At 69.8% G+C, this 20,534-nt stretch carries 20 protein-coding genes; 7 read left to right on the top strand and 13 right to left on the bottom strand.

Translation table 11 applies throughout. The annotated features are described in order from the left end of the window. Positions 1–17: 17 nt before the first annotated feature. The 5 genes from ACFFC4_RS14385 to ACFFC4_RS14365 all read right to left on the bottom strand — a co-directional run bounded on the left by ACFFC4_RS14385 (position 18) and on the right by ACFFC4_RS14365 (position 8,084). Positions 18–2,576 carry a polynucleotide kinase-phosphatase gene (locus tag ACFFC4_RS14385; RefSeq protein WP_375502028.1) on the bottom strand — a complete coding sequence of 853 codons (2,559 nt, stop codon included), beginning with the start codon at positions 2,574–2,576 and terminating at the stop codon, positions 18–20. Next, positions 2,573–3,994, bottom strand: coding sequence for a 3' terminal RNA ribose 2'-O-methyltransferase Hen1 (locus ACFFC4_RS14380; RefSeq protein WP_375502026.1), 1,422 nt, complete (start codon positions 3,992–3,994; stop codon positions 2,573–2,575). Before ACFFC4_RS14380 ends, ACFFC4_RS14385 begins: the two co-directional genes overlap by 4 nt. A gap of 54 nt (positions 3,995–4,048) precedes the next feature. Next, entirely contained in the window at positions 4,049–4,528 is a 480-nt protein-coding gene (locus tag ACFFC4_RS14375) for a hypothetical protein (RefSeq protein WP_375502024.1), read from the bottom strand. A 103-nt stretch (positions 4,529–4,631) separates the two neighbouring features. Next, entirely contained in the window at positions 4,632–6,272 is a 1,641-nt protein-coding gene (pgm, locus tag ACFFC4_RS14370) for a phosphoglucomutase (alpha-D-glucose-1,6-bisphosphate-dependent) (protein ID WP_375502022.1), read from the bottom strand. Positions 6,273–6,302: 30 nt separating this feature from the next. Further along, positions 6,303–8,084, bottom strand: a complete 1,782-nt coding sequence (locus tag ACFFC4_RS14365) for a glycoside hydrolase family 15 protein (protein WP_375502020.1) — start codon at positions 8,082–8,084, stop codon at positions 6,303–6,305. A 99-nt stretch (positions 8,085–8,183) separates the two neighbouring features. Here ACFFC4_RS14365 and ACFFC4_RS14360 point away from each other — a divergent pair, with 99 nt between their 5' ends. Continuing rightward, on the top strand, positions 8,184–9,158 hold the full coding sequence (locus tag ACFFC4_RS14360; RefSeq protein WP_375502161.1) for a TIGR03557 family F420-dependent LLM class oxidoreductase: 975 nt from the start codon (positions 8,184–8,186) through the stop codon (positions 9,156–9,158). A 65-nt stretch (positions 9,159–9,223) separates the two neighbouring features. On the opposite strand, the gene ACFFC4_RS14355 is transcribed toward ACFFC4_RS14360, so the two are convergent. The 6 genes from ACFFC4_RS14355 to ACFFC4_RS14330 all read right to left on the bottom strand — a co-directional run bounded on the left by ACFFC4_RS14355 (position 9,224) and on the right by ACFFC4_RS14330 (position 14,198). After that, positions 9,224–10,321, bottom strand: a complete 1,098-nt coding sequence (locus ACFFC4_RS14355; RefSeq protein ID WP_375502018.1) for a YihY/virulence factor BrkB family protein — start codon at positions 10,319–10,321, stop codon at positions 9,224–9,226. 110 nt (positions 10,322–10,431) lie between these two features. Then, entirely contained in the window at positions 10,432–11,790 is a 1,359-nt protein-coding gene (locus tag ACFFC4_RS14350; protein WP_375502016.1) for an NAD(P)/FAD-dependent oxidoreductase, read from the bottom strand. A 67-nt stretch (positions 11,791–11,857) separates the two neighbouring features. Further along, the gene (locus ACFFC4_RS14345; RefSeq protein ID WP_375502014.1) at positions 11,858–12,379 is read right to left on the bottom strand and encodes an isoprenylcysteine carboxyl methyltransferase family protein; all 522 of its coding nucleotides are present in this window, start codon (positions 12,377–12,379) and stop codon (positions 11,858–11,860) included. Continuing rightward, positions 12,373–13,434 (bottom strand): type III polyketide synthase, encoded by a 1,062-nt coding sequence (locus ACFFC4_RS14340; RefSeq protein WP_375502012.1) that lies wholly within the window; start codon positions 13,432–13,434, stop codon positions 12,373–12,375. Before ACFFC4_RS14340 ends, ACFFC4_RS14345 begins: the two co-directional genes overlap by 7 nt. Before the next feature lie 117 nt (positions 13,435–13,551). Then, positions 13,552–13,770, bottom strand: a complete 219-nt coding sequence (locus tag ACFFC4_RS14335; RefSeq protein WP_375502010.1) for an MMPL family transporter — start codon at positions 13,768–13,770, stop codon at positions 13,552–13,554. Further along, the gene (locus ACFFC4_RS14330) at positions 13,671–14,198 is read right to left on the bottom strand and encodes an MMPL family transporter (RefSeq protein WP_375502008.1); all 528 of its coding nucleotides are present in this window, start codon (positions 14,196–14,198) and stop codon (positions 13,671–13,673) included. The genes ACFFC4_RS14335 and ACFFC4_RS14330 overlap by 100 nt, the downstream gene beginning before the upstream one ends. Before the next feature lie 679 nt (positions 14,199–14,877). Here ACFFC4_RS14330 and ACFFC4_RS14325 point away from each other — a divergent pair. Genes ACFFC4_RS14325 through ACFFC4_RS14310 form a run of 4 tightly spaced genes read left to right on the top strand, consistent with a single transcriptional unit; the run spans position 14,878 to position 16,754 of the window. Then, the gene (locus ACFFC4_RS14325; RefSeq protein WP_375502006.1) at positions 14,878–15,255 is read left to right on the top strand and encodes a TetR/AcrR family transcriptional regulator; all 378 of its coding nucleotides are present in this window, start codon (positions 14,878–14,880) and stop codon (positions 15,253–15,255) included. Between the two features lie 25 nt (positions 15,256–15,280). Then, on the top strand, positions 15,281–15,697 hold the full coding sequence (locus ACFFC4_RS14320) for a PPOX class F420-dependent oxidoreductase (protein ID WP_375502004.1): 417 nt from the start codon (positions 15,281–15,283) through the stop codon (positions 15,695–15,697). 7 nt (positions 15,698–15,704) lie between these two features. After that, on the top strand, positions 15,705–15,887 hold the full coding sequence (locus tag ACFFC4_RS14315) for a hypothetical protein (protein WP_375502002.1): 183 nt from the start codon (positions 15,705–15,707) through the stop codon (positions 15,885–15,887). Positions 15,888–15,902: 15 nt separating this feature from the next. Further along, positions 15,903–16,754: a siderophore-interacting protein gene (locus ACFFC4_RS14310; RefSeq protein WP_375502000.1), complete on the top strand. Its 852-nt coding sequence runs from the start codon at positions 15,903–15,905 to the stop codon at positions 16,752–16,754. 10 nt (positions 16,755–16,764) lie between these two features. Here the strand turns inward: ACFFC4_RS14310 and ACFFC4_RS14305 are convergent, their stop codons facing one another. Both ACFFC4_RS14305 and ACFFC4_RS14300 read right to left on the bottom strand, forming a co-directional pair. Further along, positions 16,765–17,436 (bottom strand): NADPH-dependent F420 reductase, encoded by a 672-nt coding sequence (locus ACFFC4_RS14305; protein ID WP_375501998.1) that lies wholly within the window; start codon positions 17,434–17,436, stop codon positions 16,765–16,767. Between the two features lie 82 nt (positions 17,437–17,518). Further along, positions 17,519–18,046, bottom strand: coding sequence for a DUF664 domain-containing protein (locus ACFFC4_RS14300; RefSeq protein WP_375501996.1), 528 nt, complete (start codon positions 18,044–18,046; stop codon positions 17,519–17,521). A gap of 107 nt (positions 18,047–18,153) precedes the next feature. Here ACFFC4_RS14300 and ACFFC4_RS14295 point away from each other — a divergent pair, with 107 nt between their 5' ends. Continuing rightward, on the top strand, positions 18,154–19,476 hold the full coding sequence (locus ACFFC4_RS14295; RefSeq protein WP_375501994.1) for a hemolysin family protein: 1,323 nt from the start codon (positions 18,154–18,156) through the stop codon (positions 19,474–19,476). After that, positions 19,469–20,476: a hemolysin family protein gene (locus tag ACFFC4_RS14290; protein WP_375501992.1), complete on the top strand. Its 1,008-nt coding sequence runs from the start codon at positions 19,469–19,471 to the stop codon at positions 20,474–20,476. Before ACFFC4_RS14295 ends, ACFFC4_RS14290 begins: the two co-directional genes overlap by 8 nt. The last annotated feature ends 58 nt before the right edge of the window (positions 20,477–20,534 follow it).

Below are 20,534 nucleotides of genomic sequence, written 5' to 3'. Positions count from 1 at the left end.
ATCACCGGATGCGGGGGTCACAGGCGGGGGTCCACGGGCTCGGATTCGAGTGCGAGGACGCCGAAGACGCACTGGTGCACGCGCCACAGCGGCTCGCCACGGGCGACGCGGTCGAGGCCTTCCAGGCCGAGGGCGTACTCGCGCAGCGCGAGGGAACGCTTGTGGCCGAGGCCGCGGGCGCGAAGCCGGTCGAGGTTGACCGGCTCGGTGTAGTCGGGGCCGTAGATGATGCGCAGGTACTCCCGTCCGCGCACCTTGAGCCCCGGCTGCACGACGCCCTTGGGGCCGCGAACAAGGTTGGCCGCGGGTTTGACGACCATGCCTTCTCCCCCGGCGGCGGTGAGCTGCGTCCACCACTCGGTGGCGGCTGCTACCGAGTCCGTGTCGGTCGTGTCGACGAACACCCGCCGGGTCGGGGCGACAAGTTCGGGGTCGGCTGTGACGAGCCGGTCCGCGCGCTCGAGGTGCCAGCGGTGCGGGCGCGTGTGGTGCGCGGCCGTTTCGCTGGCGAGCACCTGGAACGGCGCCACCCGGACGCCGTCCAACCCGTCGACCGGCCAGCAGTAGCGCCGGTACGCCGCGCTGAACGCCTCGGCGTTCGTGGCCCGGGCGCGGGTGCGCTCGAGCAGGTCGGCGACGTCGAGGCCGGCGCTCGCCGCGATGCTGAGCACGTCCACCGCCGCCGGCAGCGCCGAGCGCGCCGCAGCACCGACCGCGGCGTACTGGTCGCGCAGCAGTTGCTCGGCCTTGGCGCTCCAGGGCAGCAGCTCGGCGTCGAGCAGGAGCCAGGGTGTGTCGAGCTCGTCGAACAGACCGGCCGTCTCGGCCGCGACCCGCAGCCGGTCGACGAGCTGCCCGCTCAGCTCAGGGCGGAAGAACGCCCGCCCGGTGCGCGTCCAGACCTCGCCGACCCGCCCGTCGGTGGCGCCGAAGCGGTCTGCGGCCACCTCCGCCGAACGGCAGACGAGCGCGACCGCGCGCGAGCCCATGTGCTTCTCCTCGCAGACGACCTGGTCCACGCCGTCGGTGCGGAACGCCTCGAACGCCTGGTCGGGGTGTTCGAGCAGGTCCGGCCGCGTCGACGTCGCCACCGGGCTCATCGTCGGCGGCAGGTAGAGCAGCCAGCGCGGGTCGACCGCGAAGCGGCTCATGACCTCCAGCGCCGCAGCCGCATTCTCGGCCCGCACGCCGATCCGCTTCTGGTACGCCGTCTCCACGACGCGGCTGCCCGTGACGTCGGTGATGTCCAGGACGTCGGGCTCGCGCACCGCTGCGTTGGTGGCCGCGTCGGGGTTTGCGACGAACGGTCGGGCCGGCGCGTAGTACACCTCGGCCGCAGGCACCGACACGATCTCGCGCTCGGGGTAGCGCAGCGCGGTCAGCCGGCCGCCGAACACGCAGCCGGTGTCCAGGCAGAGGGTGTTGTTGATCCACTCCGGCGACGGCACCGGGGTGTGCCCGTAGAGCACCATCGCGCGGCCGCGATACTCCTGCGCCCACGGGTAGCGCACCGGCAGCCCGTACTCGTCGGTCTCACCCGTCGTCTGGCCGTACAGGCAGAATTCCCGCACCCGTCCGGACGCCCGACCGTGGTAGCGCTCGACGAGCCCGGCGTGCGACACCACCAGCTCGCCGTCGTCGAAGACGTAATGGCTGATCAGCCCGTCCAGGAAGGTCTCGACGTCGTTCCGGAACTCCGCGGTCTCGGCCGCGAGCTGCGCGAGCGACTCAGCCAGACCGTGCGTGACCTGCACGTTGCGCCCGCGCATCGCCCGCAGCAGCTTGTTCTCGTGGTTGCCCGGGACGCAGAACGCGGCACCGGCCGCGACCATGCCCATGACCAGGCGCAGCACGCCCGGCGTGTCCGGGCCGCGGTCGACGAGGTCGCCGACGAACACGGCCCGACGGTCTGGGTGGTGGGCGTCGATCGCCCGGCCGTCGGCATTGCGGGAGATCGCGTACCCGAGATCGTCGAGCAGTTTTTCCAGCTCGGCTCGACAGCCGTGGATGTCGCCGATGACGTCGAACGGCCCGTGCTCGTGGCGCAGGTCGTTGAAAAGCCTCGTGCGGGTGATGCGTACGTCGGCGATCTCGTCCACACCGCGCATCGTGTGCACGGTCCGAAACCCCTCGCGCTGCAGGCCCTTCAGCCCGCGGCGCAGCTGATCGCGCTGGCGCCGCACGACGTCGGCGCCGAAGCCGCGGTCAGGGCGGGCGGCATTGCGCCGGACGCACACGTCGTCGGGGACGTCGAGCACGATGGCCACTGGCAGCACGTCATGGGCGCGGGCCACCTCGACGAGCTGCTTGCGCGCCTCGGGCTGCACGTTCGTGGCGTCGACGACCGTCAGCCGGCCCGCGGCCAAACGTACGCCGACGATGTGGTGCAGCAACGCAAAGGCCGCCGGCGTCGCGGCCTGATCGTTCTCGTCGTCGGCGACCAGGCCTCGGCAGAAGTCCGACGAGATGACCTCGGTGGGCCGGAAGTGCGCGCGGCCGAACGTCGACTTGCCCGCGCCGCTGACCCCGATCAGCACGACGAGGCTGAGCTGCGGCACCGCAAGTTCGCGCGTCATGCCGGCACCGGCTTCCGGTCGAAAATCGCCAGCTGCGTGGGCGGGCCGACTTCCGGGTCGTCCATACCGACGGGTATGTAGCGCACGACGTAGCCGTGATCGGCGGCCACGCGCAAAGCCCAGGCTGCGAACTCCGCTCGGGTCCACTCGAAGCGGTGGTCGCGGTGCCGCATCGTGCCGGCCGGCAGCGTCTCGAAGCGCACGTTGTGCTCGACGTTCGGCGTCGTCACGATCACCGTCGTCGGCGCGGCGTGGCCGAAGACGGCGCTCTCGAGAGCGGCGAGCCGCGGCAGGTCGACGTGCTCGATGACCTCCATGAGCACCACGGCGTCGAGGCCGGCCAGCCGGTCATCGCGGTAGGTCAGCGCGGACTGGAAGATGTCGAGACGGGCCCGCTCGGGCTCGCTCATCCGGTCGAGCTTGAGCTTGCGGCCCGCGATCTGCAGCGCACGGGCCGACACATCGACCGCCACGATCCTGCGCAGTGTGCGGTCGGCCAGCAGCTCGCGCACGAGCACGCCCTCGCCGCAGCCCAGGTCACCGACCGTGCTCGCGCCCGACGCGCGCACCGCGGCCAGCACCGCCCCGCGACGCTGTTCAGCGAGCGGGACGGGACGGTCGGGCGGGTCGAGCGGCAACGCTCCGTCGACGGCGTCGTCGAGATCCTCGGCAGCGGTGTCGTCGACCTCGGCCAGGCGGGCCAGCGCCGAGGTGGTCAGCTCGCGGCGGTGCGCGAGGTAGCGCCGGGTGATCAACGTCTTGGACGGATGGGTGGCCAGCCAGCCCTCACCGGCCCGGATCAGCTTGTCGATCTCGTCGGAACTGACCCAGTAGTGCTTCGCGTCGTCCAGGACGGGCAGCAGGATGTAGAGCTGATTCAGCGCATCGGACAGCCGAAGCTCGCCCGTCAGCCGAACGTCGAGGTAGCGCGAGTCACCCCATTCCGGAACGGCCGGGTCGAGCGGGACGGTCGCGGCCTCGACCTGCCAGCCGAGCGGCTCGAAGAGCATCCGAGCCAACTCCGCACCGCCGCGACAGGGCAGCGCGGGGATGTGGATCTCGAGCGGGATCGCCGCTTCAGCCAAATCGGACCGGGCTTTGCAGCGCCCGGTCAGCGCCGTGCCGAAGACGTCCTTCAGGGCCAGCGCCAGCATGCTGGACGCCGCGTAGGGGCGGTCATTGACGTACTGCCCGAGCGCGAACCCGTCCCCCGACGGCCCCTTCCGCCCGCGCACCAGGCCGACCGGATCAACCTCCAGCAGCAGGGCTGCAGTACACCGCTCGTCCGTCGCCTCCGGGTAGAAGACGTGCGCGACGCCCATCGACTCGGCGAACGTCTGCACGCGACCCGGGTGCTTGTGCAGTAGGAACCCGAGATCGGTGGCCGGGACGTGGGTCGTCGAGACGGTGAGGAGCACGACTCGTTATTCTTCCTGTGCCCGCCAAGCGCGTTCGAGGCGACTTAAACTTCGTCAGGATGAGCAGGGGCCGATCGTGTACAACTCGAGTGCATCGTCGCTCGGGTCGACCTTGAAGATCCACGACCGTTTCTCGCCGTTCGGCACCCGCCTGGTGTACGTGAACTTGATTTTGGAAAAAAAGACACCGCACCGCAGGTATCTCGGCGTGTAGGCGTGGATCTTCACGGGATAGTTGGAAAAGCTGCCGTCGGCGCAATCGGGATTGCAATCGTCGATGCCTTCGATGCCGCGACCGTATGCGTTCTTGATCGTCCACCTGCTCCACCGAAGGTTGCGGAGCCCATCGCTGCCGTCGCCGCTGAGGCTTGATACTTTCGGCCTGATCTTTTTCGGGTAAGCGCCAGGCAGGTACGTCCGCCTTTGATGCCTGGCGTCCAAGCGGTGTTGCGAGAGAGTCCGGCGCGTCATAGGCGCGGCGTTCGCTGGCGCCGCACAGAGGACGGCGGCAAGGACAGCCACGAGGACCGGCACCGTGCGCCACCTTCGCCGTGCTGGACGGTGTCCATAACGAACCAATCGCATGGCGCCCCCACCCGTCTCTCGCGGAACCCGATTGTTCCGAGGTCGCAGCAGGTCAGGCGTCGAGGACGGTGTCGACGATGGCCTTGGCCTCGTCCTGGATCTGCGCGAGGTGCTCGGGCCCGCGGAAGGACTCGGCGTAGAGCTTGTAGACGTCCTCGGTGCCGGACGGGCGGGCGGCGAACCAGCCCGACTCGCTGACGACCTTCAGCCCGCCGATGGCCGCGCCGTTGCCGGGGGCTTCGGTCAGCTTGGCGACGATCTTCTCACCGGCCAGTGTGTCGGCGGCGACCTGCGACGGCGACAGCTTGCCGAGCAGCGCCTTCTGCTCGCGGGTGGCTGCGGCGTCGATGCGGGCGTAGGCCGGGTCGCCGTGCTGTTCGGTGAGTTCGCGGTAGTGCTGCGACGGCGAGCGACCGGTAACGGCCTGGATCTCAGAGGCGAGCAGGCACAGGATGAGGCCGTCCTTGTCGGTCGTCCACACCGATCCGTCGCGCTGCAGGAACGACGCGCCCGCGCTTTCCTCGCCGCCGAAGCCCACCGAGCCGTCGAGCAGTCCGGGCACGAACCACTTGAACCCAACTGGGACCTCGAGCAGCCTGCGCGACAGCCCGGTCGCCACCTTGTCGATCATCGACGAGCTGACCAGCGTCTTGCCGATCGCCGCACCCGCGGGCCAGTCCGTGCGGTGCGCGTACAGGTAGCCGATGGCCACGGCCAGATAGTGGTTCGGGTTCAGCAGCCCACCGTCTGGGGTGACGATGCCGTGCCGGTCGGCGTCGGTGTCGTTGCCGGTGGCGATGTCGAAGTCGGCCTGCCGCGCTATGAGCGAGGCCATCGCGTTCGGCGACGAGCAGTCCATCCGGATCTTGCCGTCCCAGTCCAGGGTCATGAACCCGAACTGCGGGTCGACGTCGGGATTCACGACGGTGAGGTCCAGGCCGTAGCGCGACCCGATCTCCCCCCAGTAGTCGACGCTCGCCCCGCCCAGCGGGTCGGCGCCGATCCGCACCTGCGCCGAGCGGATCGCGTCGAGGTCGACGACCTGAGGCAGCGCTGCGACGTAGGCGTCGAGGAAGTCGAAGCGGCCGGTGGTGTCGGCCCGCACCGCTCGCTCGTAGGGCAGGCGACGCACGTCGCGCAGGCCGTCGGCCAGCAGGTCGTTGGCACGGTCCTGGACCCATCCGGTCACGTCGGTCCCGGCCGGGCCGCCGTTGGGCGGGTTGTACTTGAACCCACCGTCGCGAGGCGGGTTGTGCGAGGGCGTCACGACGACGCCGTCGGCGAGCCCAGACGTACGCCCGTCGTTGTGGGCCAGGATCGCGCGGGACAGCGACGGGGTCGGGGTGAACCGGTCGCGTGAGTCGAGCAGCACGGTGACGTCGTTGGCCGCGAACACCTCGAGTGCTGACTGCATGGCGGGGCGGCTCAGCGCATGTGTGTCGATGCCCAGGTAGAGCGGCCCGTCGATGCCCTGCCCGGCGCGGTATTCACAGATGGCCTGACTCGTGGCGACGATGTGGTCCTCGTTGAACGTCGTCGACAGCGACGACCCGCGATGCCCCGACGTGCCGAAGCTGACGCGCTGCTCGACGACGCCCGGGTCAGGGTGCTGCTCGTAATAGGCCGCCTCGAGAGCGGCGACGTCGACGAGATCCTCGGACTGGGCCGGTTGACCGGCGCGTGCGCTTGCCATGAGGTGATCCTGCCCTCTGGTGTTTGCGCCCTACTCCTCGGCCAGGCTGATCGCGGCGTGGATCAGAGCCAGGTGGCTGAGCGCCTGCGGCAAATTTCCCAGGAAATCGCCGGTGTCGGGGTCGAGCATCTCGGCCATCAGCCCGACGTCGTTCGGCACGTCCTCGACGAGCTGTGTCAACAGCGCGTGCGCCTCGTCGGTCCGGCCGGTGAGGTGCAACGCCGACACCATCCAGAAGGAGCAGGCCACGAAGGTTGCTTCCTCGTCCGGTGCGCCGGTGAAGCGGTAGAGGTGCGGGCCGGCGCCGAGCTCGGCGCGCACGGCGTCCAGGGTGCGCTGCATCCGCAGGCCGCGGTCGTAACCGCTGATGGCGTGCAGCACCACCGAGGCGTCAAGCTCGTCGCTGCCGCGGTACCAGACGTACGCGCCGCGTTCCTCCGACCAGCCGTACTCGTCGATCCAGTCCCGGATGAGTTCGGCCTCGGCCGTCCACCGCTGCGCGTCGCCCGCGAGCTGCCCGACCTCGGCCAGGTGGGCAGCGTCCGTGAGGGCCTTCCAGCAGCCCATCTTGGATGTGACGTAGTGCTGCTCCTCGGGTAGCTCCCACATCCCCGAGTCCGGGCTGCGCCAGGCGTCGCAGGTCGAATCGGCGACGTCGGCAAGCATCCGTCCGGTCTCGGCATCCAGGACATTGCCCTCGTCGACGTAGAGCCGCACGATGCTGAACAGGTCGCCGAACACGCCGAGCTGCAGCTGCCCGCGGGCCTGGTTGCCCGACACCACCGGCCCGACGCCCCGCCAGCCCGGCACGTCGCGCACGTCGACCTGGTCGTCGGGAATGCTGCCGTCGAGGTTGTAGAGGATCCGCGGGTCGGGCCCGTGGCGGCGGATCGTCGCAAGCAGCCAGCTGATCGCGCCGTGCGTCTCCTCCCGCAGCCCGAAGCGGAACAGGGCGGTCAGCGCATAGGCGGAATCGCGCGTCCAGGCATAGCGGTAGTCCCAGTTCTTCGCGCCCGACAGGCTCTCGGGCAGTGACGTCGTAGCTGCGGCTGCCAGCGCCCCGGTCGGGGCATAGATCAGCAGCTTCAGCGCCAGCGCGCTGCGCAGCACGACGTCGGCCCATGCACCGTCCCAGCGAAACGTAGCCGACCAGGTCTGCCAGTTCTCGATCGTGCGATCGATGCCCGCGTCGATCGATTCGGGGTCGGGCAGCATGAGCGGCTCGCGGTCCGTGGCCACGAGCGCGAACAGGTGCCGCGACCCGGAACTGGTGGTGATACGTCCGGTGATGGCCCGGTCGCGGGTCGTGATGTCGTCGACGCCCAGCGTGCGCACCGCCATCGTCAGCCTCCCGATGCGCAGGACCGGGCCGGCCGACGTCTGCGACGACCACGGCGCGGCGGTGTTCAGGCAGGTGCCGGGATGCACCTCGGCCAGCAGCTCCACCTCGCCGGTGATGCCCTCGACCCGGCGGGCCAGCTCGGCCCAGGGCAGCCGCCCGGCCACTCCGGTGTTCATCGAGTCGGTGACGCGCACCGTGCCGGTGTCGGTGCGGAACGTGGTCACCAGCACGTTGGTGCGCTCGGCGTACGCGCGCTCGACGGTGAACGGACCCACCGGGCGCAGCACGAGGTGACCGCCGCTCGGCGCGTCCAGCAACGCCGCGAACACGGGCCGCGAGTGCAGGTTGGGCAGCGGCAGCCAGTCGATGCGGCCATCGGCGGCGATCAGCGCGACCGTGCGCCCGTCGCCGATCGCGGCGTAGCTGCGCAGGTCGGCATAACCGTCGTCGTCCCTCGCTGCGTCGGCCACGTGTCCACCTTGCCGCACTGTCGTCGTGATTATCGAGGGTGGGCGCCGGGAACCGCAGCCATATAAGACTTGATCACCGACAGAAAGGAACACACGTCCATGAAGATCGGCTACTTCCTCTCCTGCGAGGAGTACACCCCCGAGAGCCTGCTCAGCCAGGCGCGACTGGCCGAGGAGGCCGGTTTCGAGTCGCTTTGGATCTCGGACCACTTCCATCCGTGGAACGACGCGCAGGGCCAGAGCGCGTTCGTCTGGTCGATGATCGGCGCCCTGTCGCAGGTGACCTCGTTGCCGATCACGACTGCGGTCACCTGCCCGACGATCCGCATCCACCCGGTGATCATCGCCCAAGCAGCCGCGACGAGTGCGGTGCTGACGGGCGGAAAGTTCACGCTCGGCATCGGCAGCGGCGAGGCCCTGAACGAGCACGTCACGGGCGCTCGCTGGCCCGACACCGGGAAGCGACTGGACATGCTGCGCGAGTCGGTCGAGGTCATGCGCGAGCTCTGGAAGGGCGGGTTCGTCGACCACCATGGTGAGCACTACACGGTCGAGAATGCGCGCATCTACACGTTGCCCGAGACCCCGCCGGAGATCTACATCAGCGGGTTCGGTCCGCGGGCGTCGACCCTGGCCGGCGAGATCGGCGACGGCTTCGTGACCATCCCGCCGGACACGGACAACATCCAGGCGTTCCGCGCTGCGGGCGGCACCGGCAAGCCGCTGCACGCCGGCGTCAAGGTGTGCTGGGGCAACGACGAGGAGCAGGCCCTCCGCACGGCGCACGAGCTGTGGGCGAACGACGCGCTGCCCGGCGAGCTGGCCCAGACGCTGAGCAGCCCGCGACACTTCGAGCAGGCGTCATCCCTGGTGACGCCCGAGATGATCCGCAATTCGATCGCCCACGGCAACGACGTCGACCGGCACGTCGAGGCGTTCCGTCCGTATGCAGAGGCCGGGATCGACGTCGTGCACGTGCAGCAGATGGGCGCCGCGCGGCCCGGTACCGACGCGGAGGGCTTCTTCGCGTTCTACCGCGACCAGGTGCTTCCTCGGCTGCGCGAGCTCAGCTGAACGAGCAGGCATGGCGAAGGCCCCAGCCGGATCGGCTGGGGCCTTCGTTGTCGACGTAGGAGGTGCTAGTTCATCGTGCGGTCGCGGACGCGCGCAGCCTCTTCGGCCTCGCGCTTCTGCGGCTCGTCGAGCTTGCGGGTGTCGCGCAGCTCGGCGAACGGCTCGACGTCTTCCGGCAACCCGGCCCGGATGGCCCGCTCGCGCTGCGTCTCGGCGTTGAACTCTGCACCCAGCAGGATCGCGATATTGGTGATCCAGAGCCAGACCAGGAACACGATGACGGTGGCCAGCGAGCCGTAGGTCTTGTTGTACGAACCGGAGAACGCGACGTAGACCGCGAACAGCGCTGAGGCGACCAGCCACACCACCACGGCGATGAAACCGCCGAGCGTGATCCAGCGCATGCCAGGCTGCTTGACGTTCGGGCAGGCGCGGTACAGCAGGGCGAACATCAGGCTGACGAGCACGAACAGCACCGGCCACTTGGCGATGTCCCAGATGACCACGGCAGTGTTGCCGATACCGAAGGCCTTACCGACCTGCTCGGCGATGGTTCCGGTGAGCACGACCATCAAGGCGCTGGCGGCCAGCATGATCACCAGGGCGAGCGTCACGAGCAGGCGCACGGGCGCGGTCTTCCAGATCGGGCGGCCCTCGTCGACGTCGTAGATGGCGTTCGAGGCGCGCATGAACCCGGCGACGTACCCCGAGGCCGACCACAGAGCAAGCGCGAGACCAACGATGAACGCAAGACCGGCAGCCCCGGCCTTGCCCTGCACCTGGGTGACGACCGTGGTCAGGAAGCTGGTGACGCCGCTCGGCGCGATCTGCTTGATGTTGGAGAGCACCTTGTTGGTGGTGCTCTTGCCCAACAGACCGAGGACCGAAACGAGGGCAAGTACGCCGGGGAAGATTGCGAGCACGCCGTAGTACGTCAGGGCGGCGGCGCGGTCGGTGACGTCGTCGTGCTTGAACTGCTTCAGAGCACGCTTGAGGATCGTCAGCCAACCGGCCTTGGGCATGTCAGTGGGCTTCGACGGACGTCCGTCGGCGTCGCCGGTAGAGCCAGCGGCGGACGTGTCGGCTGACGCGTTTGTCTTGTCGATCTTGCTAGCGCCGTTGGTGGCACCGTTGTCGACCGTGCGGCGAGGGGTGGATGCCATGGAAGCTCCAGGTTTACGCGCGATGGCCGTCCAGCGCCCAGGGGGCATGCCGGAACCAATTTGTTTAGGCCTGGGACTTTCGTTACCCGTGGAGTCCCACGAATAACCGATCAGCGCAAACCGGCCGGGCGCCGAATGCGGCTACCACCATGACGCAGGTAGCGCCCGCGAACCGCCCCCGTGGCCCAGCGTGCCCGAGTCGACGTCACGCGGGCCGACTCGCGAGCCAACGCGGGCAGCGCTGCGGGATGCCGGTGCAGCGCGGCGGCGGCGGCCCGGCCGACCCGTGCGGTGGTCACCACCGCCGAGGACGGGACGTCGCGGTTGAGCACCTGGGCCAGCAGCATGCTGTCGGTAGCTGCGACCTCGCGAACGACCTCCGTCATGGCCGGTGTCGTCGGCCCGGCCGCGCCCATGTCACGGGCGAACCAGTGCATGTCGCGGCAGTCGCGGTCGCGGGCTCGCCACCACGCCTGGGTGGCGGCGTCGACGTCGGTGTCCAGCCCGGACGTGATCGACGCGGCCAGCCCCTCGGCCTGCCGGAGGGCGTCGGTGATGCCCTGTGCCGCGGAGGGGTCCTTGAAGTGCCCGGCGTCGCCGACCAGCACCCAACCCGGGCCGGCCGACTCGCGGAAGTAGGCCTGCCAATCAGGGACGATGCGCATCGGGCCCTCGCGCCGAGCGCCCTGTACGACATCGGCAAGTTCGGGCCAATGCCGCAGCCGCTGGGCGAACCCGCCGTCGCGGTCGGCAAGGAATTGCTCCCGCTCGGCCATGGCCGGGACGACGCCAACGAGCAGTAGGTCGTTGTCGGTCGGCGTCGCGATGAGCGCGGTGGTGCCGAACCGACCGATGCGCAGGCGGCCGGCGTCCGCGCGGGCGCCGCGGTAGTAGGACCACGCGGCGAAGCGCGGCGCCGAGTAGGTGGCGTACTTGCGCGCGCCGACCGCACGAGCTACGAACGAGTCCCGGCCATCGGCACCGACGACGAGGCGGGCGGTCACCGTGCCTTCGCGGGTGCGTACACCGGTGACCCGTCCGCTGCCGTCGCGCAGCATGTCGGTCACCGGGGTGCGCGGGCGCACGTCGACGCCGTTGTCGCGGGCGATCTCGAGCAGCGCTGCGTCCAGCGCAGGGCGGCGGATGGACAGGCCGGCAGTACGCCCGGTCGACAGCCGTTGCGCCGCGGCATCGCTGTCGTACACAGCTTCCAGGCGGACGTCGGCGTAGTGGACGGTCAACCGGGCGATGTCGGCAGCGCCCTCGGCCCGCAGCCGCTCAAGCACGCCGAGGCGCTCGAGAGCCGCCGTGCCACGCGGCTGGATGATGTGCGTCGATGCGGTGTCACTGGGGAACCGCGCCTTGTCGAGCAGGGTGACCCGCACGCCTGCTCGCGCCAGGTGGGTGGCGAGGGGGGCACCGGAGCACCGGCTCCCGACGATCACCACGTCGGCCGTCGAACCGGTCATGCGACGACGCAGTCGGAGTAAGACCAATGGGAATGGCCTTCGGCGGCCGGAGCGAAGCGGAGGGCGGTCATGCGTAAGCCTCATGCAGTGCCTGGTTCTCGGCGTGGATACGCACCCGCAGCAGCGCCGCGTTCAGCACGGTGAATACGACAGCAGTAACCCACGCGGTGTGGACCAGGGGCAGCGCGACGCCCTCGGCCACGACGGCTACGTAGTTCGGGTGCGCGAACAGCCGGTACGGCCCGCCCGTCACGCGGTCCGCGCCGGGGACCACGACGATGCGGGTGTTCCACTGCGGGCCAAGAGTGCGGATGCACCACCAGCGCAGGGCCTGCGCCGCGACAACGACGGCCAGCATCACCCAGCCGAGCGCCGGGACGAACGGGCGATCGGCCAGCCACACCTCGAGCAGGCAGCCGGCCAACAGGCCGGTGTGCAGTACGACCATGGCCGGGTAGTGGCCGAACCCGGCCTCACGACCGCCGCGCGCCAGGCTCTGCGCCAGGTTCCGCTTCGCAACCACGAGCTCGGCCAACCGTTCGAGGCCGACCAGCCCGACGAGGACGGTGTACAGAACGACACTTACCACTGCAGGAGAACCAGCTCGGCGGCGAAGCCCGGGCCCATGGCCATCAGCACGCCCCAGTCGCCGGGCGCAGCGGGGCGTTCGGCGAGGGTGTCCTGGAAGACGTGCAGCACCGACGCGCTCGACAGATTGCCGATGCGGCTCAACGAGTTCCACGTCATGAGCAAGTCGTTGCGTTCGAGGCCGAGCGCGGCCTGAATGGCCTCGATGACCTTGGGTCCGCCGGGGTGCGAGATCCACCGCGCGACGTCGCCGATCTCGAGGTCGTGCGCACCGAGCAGCGCCTTGACGTCGTCGGCCAAGTAGATTTGCACCAGCTCGGGGACCTCGGCGCCCAGCACGATCTTGAAGCCGCTGGCCCCGACGTCCCAGCCCATCGCGCGGTCGGTGTCGGGGTAGAGATGGCTCACGGTGTCGACAACCCGCGGACCGGTTCCGGCCAGCCGGTGCTCGGCACCGACGGCCACCACGGCCGCGGCTCCGTCGCCGAACAGGCCGGACGCGACCATGTTCGCCGCGGTCGGGTCGTCGCGCTGCACGGTCAGGGAGCACAGCTCGACGGAAACGAGCACCCCGACGGCCTCGGGGGCGCCCTTGAGGAAGTCGTGCAGCCGGGCGATGCCGGCCGCGCCCGCCAGGCAACCCAGTCCCATCATCGGGACGCGCTTGACGTCCGGTCGCAATCCGATGCGAGCGGCGATCCGCGCCTCGAGCGAGGGGACGGCCACACCGGTGACGGTGGTGGACATGATCAGATCGACGTCAGCCGGGTCGAGCCCGGCGGCGTCGAGCGCCTCGCTGACCGCCTGCACTCCCAGGTCGACCGCGACCTCCAGGAACGCGTCGTTCGCCGCCGTGAACCCGTCGAGCTGGCGGTACCGCTCGAGAGGCAGGGCGAGGTGACGCGTCGCGACCTGGGCGCTGCGGTGGAACCGTTCGACGAGCGCGACCGAGCGCCGCTCGGGGGGCAGGCACAGCTCGGCGAACGTGGCGGTCAGCTCGCCCTGCTCGTAGGGCTCGCCGGGTAGGACACCCCGGACGGCGGCGATGGTCGTCATGCGGCTCCCCTTGTCGGGCGGTTTCGCTCGACCGCCACCTGTAACAGGTACCCACAGCGTGCACCTGATTGGCAGGACATGGGGTGCGGGGCACAGCCGGACACCGGGGCCGACAGATCAGACCAGCGCGTCCTCCCGCAGCCCGACCCGATCGTGCAGGCGACGCAGTGCTGCCGGGGCCCACCAGTTCCATGTGCCGGCCAGCTGCATGACGGCAGGGACGAGCAGGCCGCGAATCACGGTGGCGTCGGGCACGATGGGCAGACCGCTGCCGATGCCGACGAGCTGGATGAAACTGACCGTCCCGGTACCGAACGCGAAGAACGTGACGGCCAACAGCGCGGCGGCAGACAGGGGCGGCAGACAGGGGCGGCAGACAGGGCGATCACGGTGACGTCGATCCCCGCATAGGCGAACGAACGCAGGAAGTAGAACGGGAAACCGAGCATGGCGCCGAGCGCGGCCACGACCGTCGCAGCGGAGAAGACGACCGTACGGCCGGCTGTGCGCTGCGTCGCCGTCAAGGCGTCGGCCGTCGACCTGCCGGACTGCAGCTCTTCGCGGAACCGGTTGACGATGAGCAGCGAGTAGTCGATGGCCAGACCCAAGCCGAGCGCGGTGGTCAAATTGACCGCATAGATCGAGACGTCGGTGACGCGCCCAAGGACGGCCAACTCGGCGAAGGTGCCGGCGACCGCGATCAGACCGATGACGAGCGGAAGGGCAGCGGCCAGCAGGCTGCCGAAGGCCAGGACCAGCAGCACCAGGTGATCGGGACGGCCACCACCTCAGCAATGCCCAGCCAACGGCCGACCTGCCCGGTGACGTCGTTGCCCACCCCGAGCTTCCCGCCGGCGCGGACCACGATCGGGCCATCCACACCGGTCGTGTCCGCGATCAGATGTTCGGCGTAGTCGCCGACTCGGTGTCGTCGCCGTCGACGTGGACCGTGATCAGCCCCGAGGGTCGTCGTCGCTGCGCAGGGCCGGGTACGGCTTTGCGAATAGTTGGCCAGCACACGGGCATGGTCGTCGCCGTCGACCCGCCGGGCCACCGTGCCCGCCGCGGTCGCAACCTGTGCGGCGTCGACCCCGGCACGTCCCGGGCAGTGACCAGCAGCACCAGGCTGGTCTCGCCGCCGAAGTCGCGATTGACCAGCGAGCGTGCTCGACTCGAGTCCGAGCCCGGATCGTCGAACCCACCGCCTTGAGCTGGGCGAAGGCGCCGATGGCGAGCACAACCAGGACAGCGACCGCCGCGCCTGTGCACTACAGCACGACGTGCCGACGGGTCAGCGCAAGGCGGGCGAGAGCGGTGAACATGGCGGGCTCCGAGTCAAGAGGTGCCGGTGTTTGCAACGTGAACAGTGTTCGCAGAAGGCTGTCCGACTGATAAGAATGCTTGTCACTTCGTGAACACTGTTCAGGTTCTAGGCTGCCTACCATGACCGAGGTGGTGCCGCGTCGCGAGCGGCTGCGGATCGAGACCACCGCCGAGATCAAGCAGCGGGCGTGGGCGTCAATGGCCGAGGTGGGCACGGATGCGCTGTCGCTGCGGGCGGTCGCGCGGCAGATGGGGATGGCCCCATCGGCGCTGTACCGCTATTTCGCCAGCCGCAACGATCTGCTCACTGCGCTGATCATCGACGGCTTCACCGGCCTCGCCGGCGCGCTGCGCAAGGCCTTCGACGAGTCGTGCCGGCGAGGGGACGGCGCCGCTGACGTCTGGCTGGCCGTGTGCGCCGGGTATCCGATGCAGCACAGCGAGGCCCAGTTCCTCGTCACGCTGCAAGCGCTGACCGCCAGCGTCGCACGATCCTGATTCGCCCCGAGACCCGGAGGTTGCTGTGCCGTCCACTCCCCTGCCCCAGCACGTGCTCGACCTGCTGGCCAAGCCCAACCCAGCCGTGATGGCCACGCTGGCCGCCGACGGGCGTCCGGTCACGGTGGCCACCTGGTACCTGCTCGAGCCCGACGGCACCATCCTGCTCGGTCTCGATGCCGGCCGCGTCCGCATCAAACATCTGCAGCACGACCCCCGCGTCTCGTTGACGGCCCTGGCCGAAGGCGATTGGTACACCCACGTCAGCGTGCAGGGTCGGGTCGGCGACATCGTCGACGACGAAGGGCTGCGGGACATCGACCGGTTGGCGAAGCATTACACCGGGAAGCCCTACGGCAATCGAAAGAACCCCCGGGTGAGCACCCACCTGCAGATCGAACGCTGGCACGGCTGGAACGCCGGCACGTCCATCGAGGAATGAGCGAAGCGTGCGAAACGAAGACCCCACCGCAGGCGAACGCATAGAGGCCGACCGCGAACGGGCGGGTGAGTCCGGCGACGGGTTGGCCCAGGCCGTCGACCGCCACCGCGACGAACTCGGCATGCCACCCGAACCCGCTGACGGCGAGGACGTCCACGACTCTGCTGAGGGTGGTCCCGGTGAGAGTTAGGCTACCCTCACAACTGTGACCGAATCCGTTGCGCCTGCTCGCCGGGCCCGCCCCCTTCCGATGCCCGCTTCGGTGCGCGAGGCCGTGCGACTGTCGCCGAGCCTTGTTCGCGTGGTGCTCGAGGCTGCGGACTGGAGCACGTTCCGCGAGCCGGTACATGCCGATTCCTACGTCAAGCTCGTCTTCCTGTCGCCAGGCGTCGATTACCCGCGCCCACTCAACCCCGGGCAGATCCGCGAGCAGTTCCCGAGCCAGCACTGGCCACGACTGCGCACGTACACGGTGCGGGCCTTCGACCGGCAGGCCGGCACGCTGACCATCGACCTCGTGGTTCATGGCGACGAGGGTCTGGCCGGCCCGTGGGCGGCCGCCGCGAAACCCGGCGACGAGGTCTTCGTCTCCGGTCCCGGCGGCGGATACTCACCCGATCCGTCGGCCGACTGGCATCTGCTTGCCGGCGACGAGAGCGCCCTGCCGGCCATCGCCAACGCACTCGTTGCGTTGCCCGACACCGCGATCGGCGCAGCGTTCGTCGAGGTCGCCGACGGCGCGCACGAGATCCCGTTAAGCGCCCCGGAGGGTGTCGACGTGCACTGGCTACACGTCGGGCACGAGGCGCCGGGGCACGCCCTCGTGCCGGCAGTGCGGGCGTGGCCGGCACCACCCGGCGACGGACACGTCTTCGTGCACGGCGAAGCCGGCTTCGTCAAGGACCTGCGCCAGCACCTGCGCACCGAGCGCGGCCTGCCCCTGGACCGGCTGTCCATTTCCGGTTACTGGCGCCTCGGCGCCGACGACGAGCGGTGGCGTGAGATGAAGCGCGACTGGAACCGCGCCATCGACGAGGCGGAGTCCACCACCGGCTGAACGGCTCGGCTCAGCCAGTCACGTCGGCGCTGAACTCCGCAGGGCGCTCCGGCGTGGCCTCGGCCAGCGCGGCGATGGCGGCGCCAGCCTCGAAGTCCTTGCCGTAGACGGGCGTCCCTGGCTGCTGACGCCAAGACTCCGCCAGCGAGCCACCGTCGATCGGGTCGAAGCCGAGCTGGTCGATCAGCGCGAACACGAGGTCCTTGGCGGGGCCGTCGGCACCCGCGACGGGCAGCGCAATGCGCCCGGCCGTTCCCTGGTCGACGCCCTTCTCGAGCAGGTGTTTCCACCAGATGCCGTTGAACGCCTTGATCACCGGGCGGCCGAGGTGCTGCGCCACCCACACGCTCTCGGCCAGGCCGTCCTCGATCTCGGCGATACGGCCGTCTCGCTGCTGCGGGTAGTAGTTGTTGGTCTCGATGACCGGTACGCCGTCGGCCAGGCCGGACAGCAGATCGGGGGCGAGGTCGGGGACGTTCTTCTGCGGGATGCTGACGATGACCAGCTCGGCTTCCTTGGCCGCCTCACCCGCCCAGACCGCGGTGGCGCCGGTCTCGGCCGCGAGGTCGCGCAGCGTCTCGGGATCGCGGGAGTTCGCCACCTTCACCTCGTGACCGAGTGCGGTAAGCCGACGCGTCAGCGTGCCGCCGATGTCCCCTGCTCCGATGATGCCGATTCGCATAGCTGCCTTCTCTGGTCGCGTTGCCGGACGAAGCGTCCGTGGGCGCAACCCGCTTTCGCAGCCGCAGATTCCGCTGACCGGCTCAGCGCCGCTCGAGCACCCCACGGATCAGCGCGGCCTGGCCGGCATGCTGCAGGTCGTCGTTCAGCACGCTGACGAGCCGGACGGCCAAGGTGACGGGTGGGTCCCAGTTCTCGTCGACGACACGGTCGAGGTCGCCGTCGGACAGGGTCGACAGGAACTGCTGCGTCGCGGCGTGCACGTCGTCGTAGTAGCCGGCGAGTTGGTCGGCGTCGACGTCACGCACCAGCGCCATCTCCTCGGCCGAGAACCCGTAGCCGATGGCCGCCGCCTCGAACGGCAGGGCGAACCGGTCGCGCCAGCTGCGTTCGTGTTGACCATTCGCTGTCCAGACCTGCTCGGTCCCGGCGACGGCGGCGACATGGTCGTCCTGAACCCGAGTCAGGTGCCACACGAGCCAGGCGATGCTGTTGGTGCCGGGCTCGAGCTGCGTGGCCATCGTGTCGGAGCTCAAGCCGTCGATCGCACCGTGCACTGTCTGACCGACCCGGTCGAAGCCGTCCTGCAGCAACGCACTCGTTGTCGTCATGTCGGGGTCCTACCCGCCGCGGGTCGGGACAGCGCGCCGCCCGTGGACCGAGCTTGGGCACGCAGGCATGGCACAGTAGGACCACCGCCCCCAATTCGAGGACGTCCGTGACCGCGGCTCTGCTCCTGCTCGCCGCCTTGGCCCTCGTCGTAGCCTGCGGGGTATTCGTCGCAGCCGAGTTCGCGCTGCTGGCCGCCGACCGGCCGACCGTCGAGCGGCTCGCGGAACAGGGCAACCGCGGGGCGAAGGGGACGCTCGTCGCGCTGCGTACGCTGTCGACCCAGCTGTCCGGCGTGCAGATCGGCATCACGGTCACCAACCTGGCGATCGGATTGCTCGCTGAGCCGGCACTCGCGACGTTGCTCGAGTCGCCCCTACGTGGCGTGGGGTTGTCGCAGGGCGCGGTACCGAGCGTGTCGGTCGCGATCGGATTGGTCGTCTCCACGCTGCTGACCATGCTCATCGGCGAGTTGCTGCCCAAGAACCTGGCCATCGCTTTGCCAATCACGGTCGCGGGCGTGGTCCAGGCGCCGGTGCGGCTGTTCACCCGGTCCATCGCCTGGCCGATCCGTGGCCTGAACGCGCTCGCGAACGGCATCCTGCACCGCTTCGGGATGGAGCCGCAGGAGGAGCTGAGCTCGGCCCGCTCGGCCGAGGAGCTGCTCGCTGTGGTCCGCCGCTCCGCCCAACAGGGCGGCCTCGAGACCGACACCGCGCGGCTGCTCGCACGCTCGCTGCTGTTCGGGCGCCGTCGCGCCGTCGACGTCATGACCCCGCGGACCCGGCTCGAGACCGTCGGTGCCGCCGACACGCTGGCCGAGTTCGTCGCCGCCGCAGCTCGCACCGGCTTCTCGCGCTACCCGGTCACCGGCCGCGACGTGGACGACATCGTCGGCCTCGTCCAGGTCAAGGCAGCCCTGTCGGTGCCGCGTGCCGAGTGGCCGCGCACCAATGTCGCCGCCGTCATGGTGGCCCCGATGCTGGTGCCGGCGACCCTGCCGCTCGACGACCTGCTGGCCCGGTTGCAGGAGCAGGCGGTCGCGCAGGCCGTGGTGGTCGACGAGTACGGCGGCACCGACGGCATCGTCACGTTGGAGGACCTGGTGGAGGAACTCGTCGGCGAGGTCGACGACGAGTTCGACGTGCCGACCCGGCGCAGCGTCGTCGCGGACGGCGACAGCTGGCTGGTCCCTGGCGAGTTCGGGCCGCAGGAGGTCGCGTTCGCGCTGCGCCGGCCGGTGCCGGTCGGCTCGTGGGCGACCGTGGCCGGGTTGTTCCTCGACCGGTTCCAGAACCTGCCCGCCGTTGGCGACCACGTCGACATCGAGGACACCCGCTGGACGGTCGTCGAGCTCGAAGGACGCCGGATCGTGTTGCTGCGGGCCACGCCGTGCGTACCGGCCGACGACGAGCGGGACGCCGATGTCTGACGGGCTCGCGCTTCTGCTGACCTTCGCGCTCCTGGCCGGCAACGGGTTCTTCGTCGCCGCCGAGTTTGCGCTCGTGTCGGCGCGGCGCAGCATCGTCGAGCCGCAGGCCGAACGGGGCGTTCGCGGTGCGCCGGCGGCGTTGCTCGCCATCGAGCGCATCTCGGTGATGATGGCCGGCGCCCAACTCGGCATCACCATCTGCTCGCTCGCCCTGGGCGCGCTGTCGGAACCAGCGATCGCGCACCTGCTCGAACCGGCCTTCGAACTCGCGCAGGTGCCGGCGGGCGCCGTCCATCCCATCGGCTTCGTCATCGCCCTGGGCGTGGTGACCGTGCTGCACGTCGTGCTCGGCGAGGTGGTCCCCAAGAACGTCGCGCTTGCCGGCCCCGAGCAGGCGTCGCTATACCTGGCCCCGCCGCTCGTCGCGGTGGTGACCGCGTTCAAGCCGTTGATCTGGGCCCTGAACAAGACCACCAACGGACTGCTCCGGCTGGTCGGCGTCGAGCCCCGCGACGAGGTCAACAGTGTCTTCGACCGTGACGAGGTTGCCGGGATGGTTGCCGAATCGCACCGCGAGGGTGAGCTCGATCGCGACGAGGCCGAACTGGTGTCCGGCGCGATCGCGTTCGTCGACCGCGTGGCCGGCGACGTGCTGCTGCCCACCGACCGGTTGACCCTCGTTGGTTCGGAGGTGACACCGAACCAATTGGAGTCACTGACGGCGCAGACCGGTCACTCGCGCTTCCCGCTCATCGACCTCACCGGCTACGTGCACGTCAAGGACGTGCTCACGTTGGCCGATCGCGACGTGCCGGTGCCGGCCGTGCTGGTGCGGCCGCTGCCGCCGGTTGCCGTCGACGCATCGCTGCGGGTGGTGCTCGAGACGATGCGTGCGCGCGGCACCCATCTCGTGCAGATCACCGACGGGGTGCGGACGCTCGGCGTCGTGGCGATGGCGGACGTGCTCGGCGAGCTGGTCGGTGCCGTCGACCGGGGTTAGCGTCAATACCGTTCAGTTAAGGTTACAGCCGTGTAGTTTGACGATGTGCCTCGTGCTG

The sequence above is a fragment of the uncultured Jatrophihabitans sp. genome (assembly GCF_964244045.1).
Lineage (GTDB): Bacteria > Actinomycetota > Actinomycetes > Mycobacteriales > Jatrophihabitantaceae > Jatrophihabitans.
The sequence above is the reverse complement of the archived record's forward strand: the minus strand, read 5'-3'. Positions and strand labels throughout refer to the sequence as shown.

What these genes read in the sequence shown, in the direction of transcription:
- ACFFC4_RS14385 (WP_375502028.1), bottom strand. Translation starts at nt 2,576, where the DNA reads ATGACGCGCGAACTTGCGGTGCCGCAGCTCAGCCTCGTCGTGCTGATC.
- pgm (WP_375502022.1), bottom strand. Translation starts at nt 6,272, where the DNA reads ATGGCAAGCGCACGCGCCGGTCAACCGGCCCAGTCCGAGGATCTCGTC.
- ACFFC4_RS14360 (WP_375502161.1), top strand. Translation starts at nt 8,184, where the DNA reads ATGAAGATCGGCTACTTCCTCTCCTGCGAGGAGTACACCCCCGAGAGC.
- ACFFC4_RS14355 (WP_375502018.1), bottom strand. Translation starts at nt 10,321, where the DNA reads ATGGCATCCACCCCTCGCCGCACGGTCGACAACGGTGCCACCAACGGC.
- ACFFC4_RS14350 (WP_375502016.1), bottom strand. Translation starts at nt 11,790, where the DNA reads ATGACCGGTTCGACGGCCGACGTGGTGATCGTCGGGAGCCGGTGCTCC.
- ACFFC4_RS14340 (WP_375502012.1), bottom strand. Translation starts at nt 13,434, where the DNA reads ATGACGACCATCGCCGCCGTCCGGGGTGTCCTACCCGGCGAGCCCTAC.
- ACFFC4_RS14325 (WP_375502006.1), top strand. Translation starts at nt 14,878, where the DNA reads ATGACCGAGGTGGTGCCGCGTCGCGAGCGGCTGCGGATCGAGACCACC.
- ACFFC4_RS14305 (WP_375501998.1), bottom strand. Translation starts at nt 17,436, where the DNA reads ATGCGAATCGGCATCATCGGAGCAGGGGACATCGGCGGCACGCTGACG.
- ACFFC4_RS14300 (WP_375501996.1), bottom strand. Translation starts at nt 18,046, where the DNA reads ATGACGACAACGAGTGCGTTGCTGCAGGACGGCTTCGACCGGGTCGGT.
- ACFFC4_RS14290 (WP_375501992.1), top strand. Translation starts at nt 19,469, where the DNA reads ATGTCTGACGGGCTCGCGCTTCTGCTGACCTTCGCGCTCCTGGCCGGC.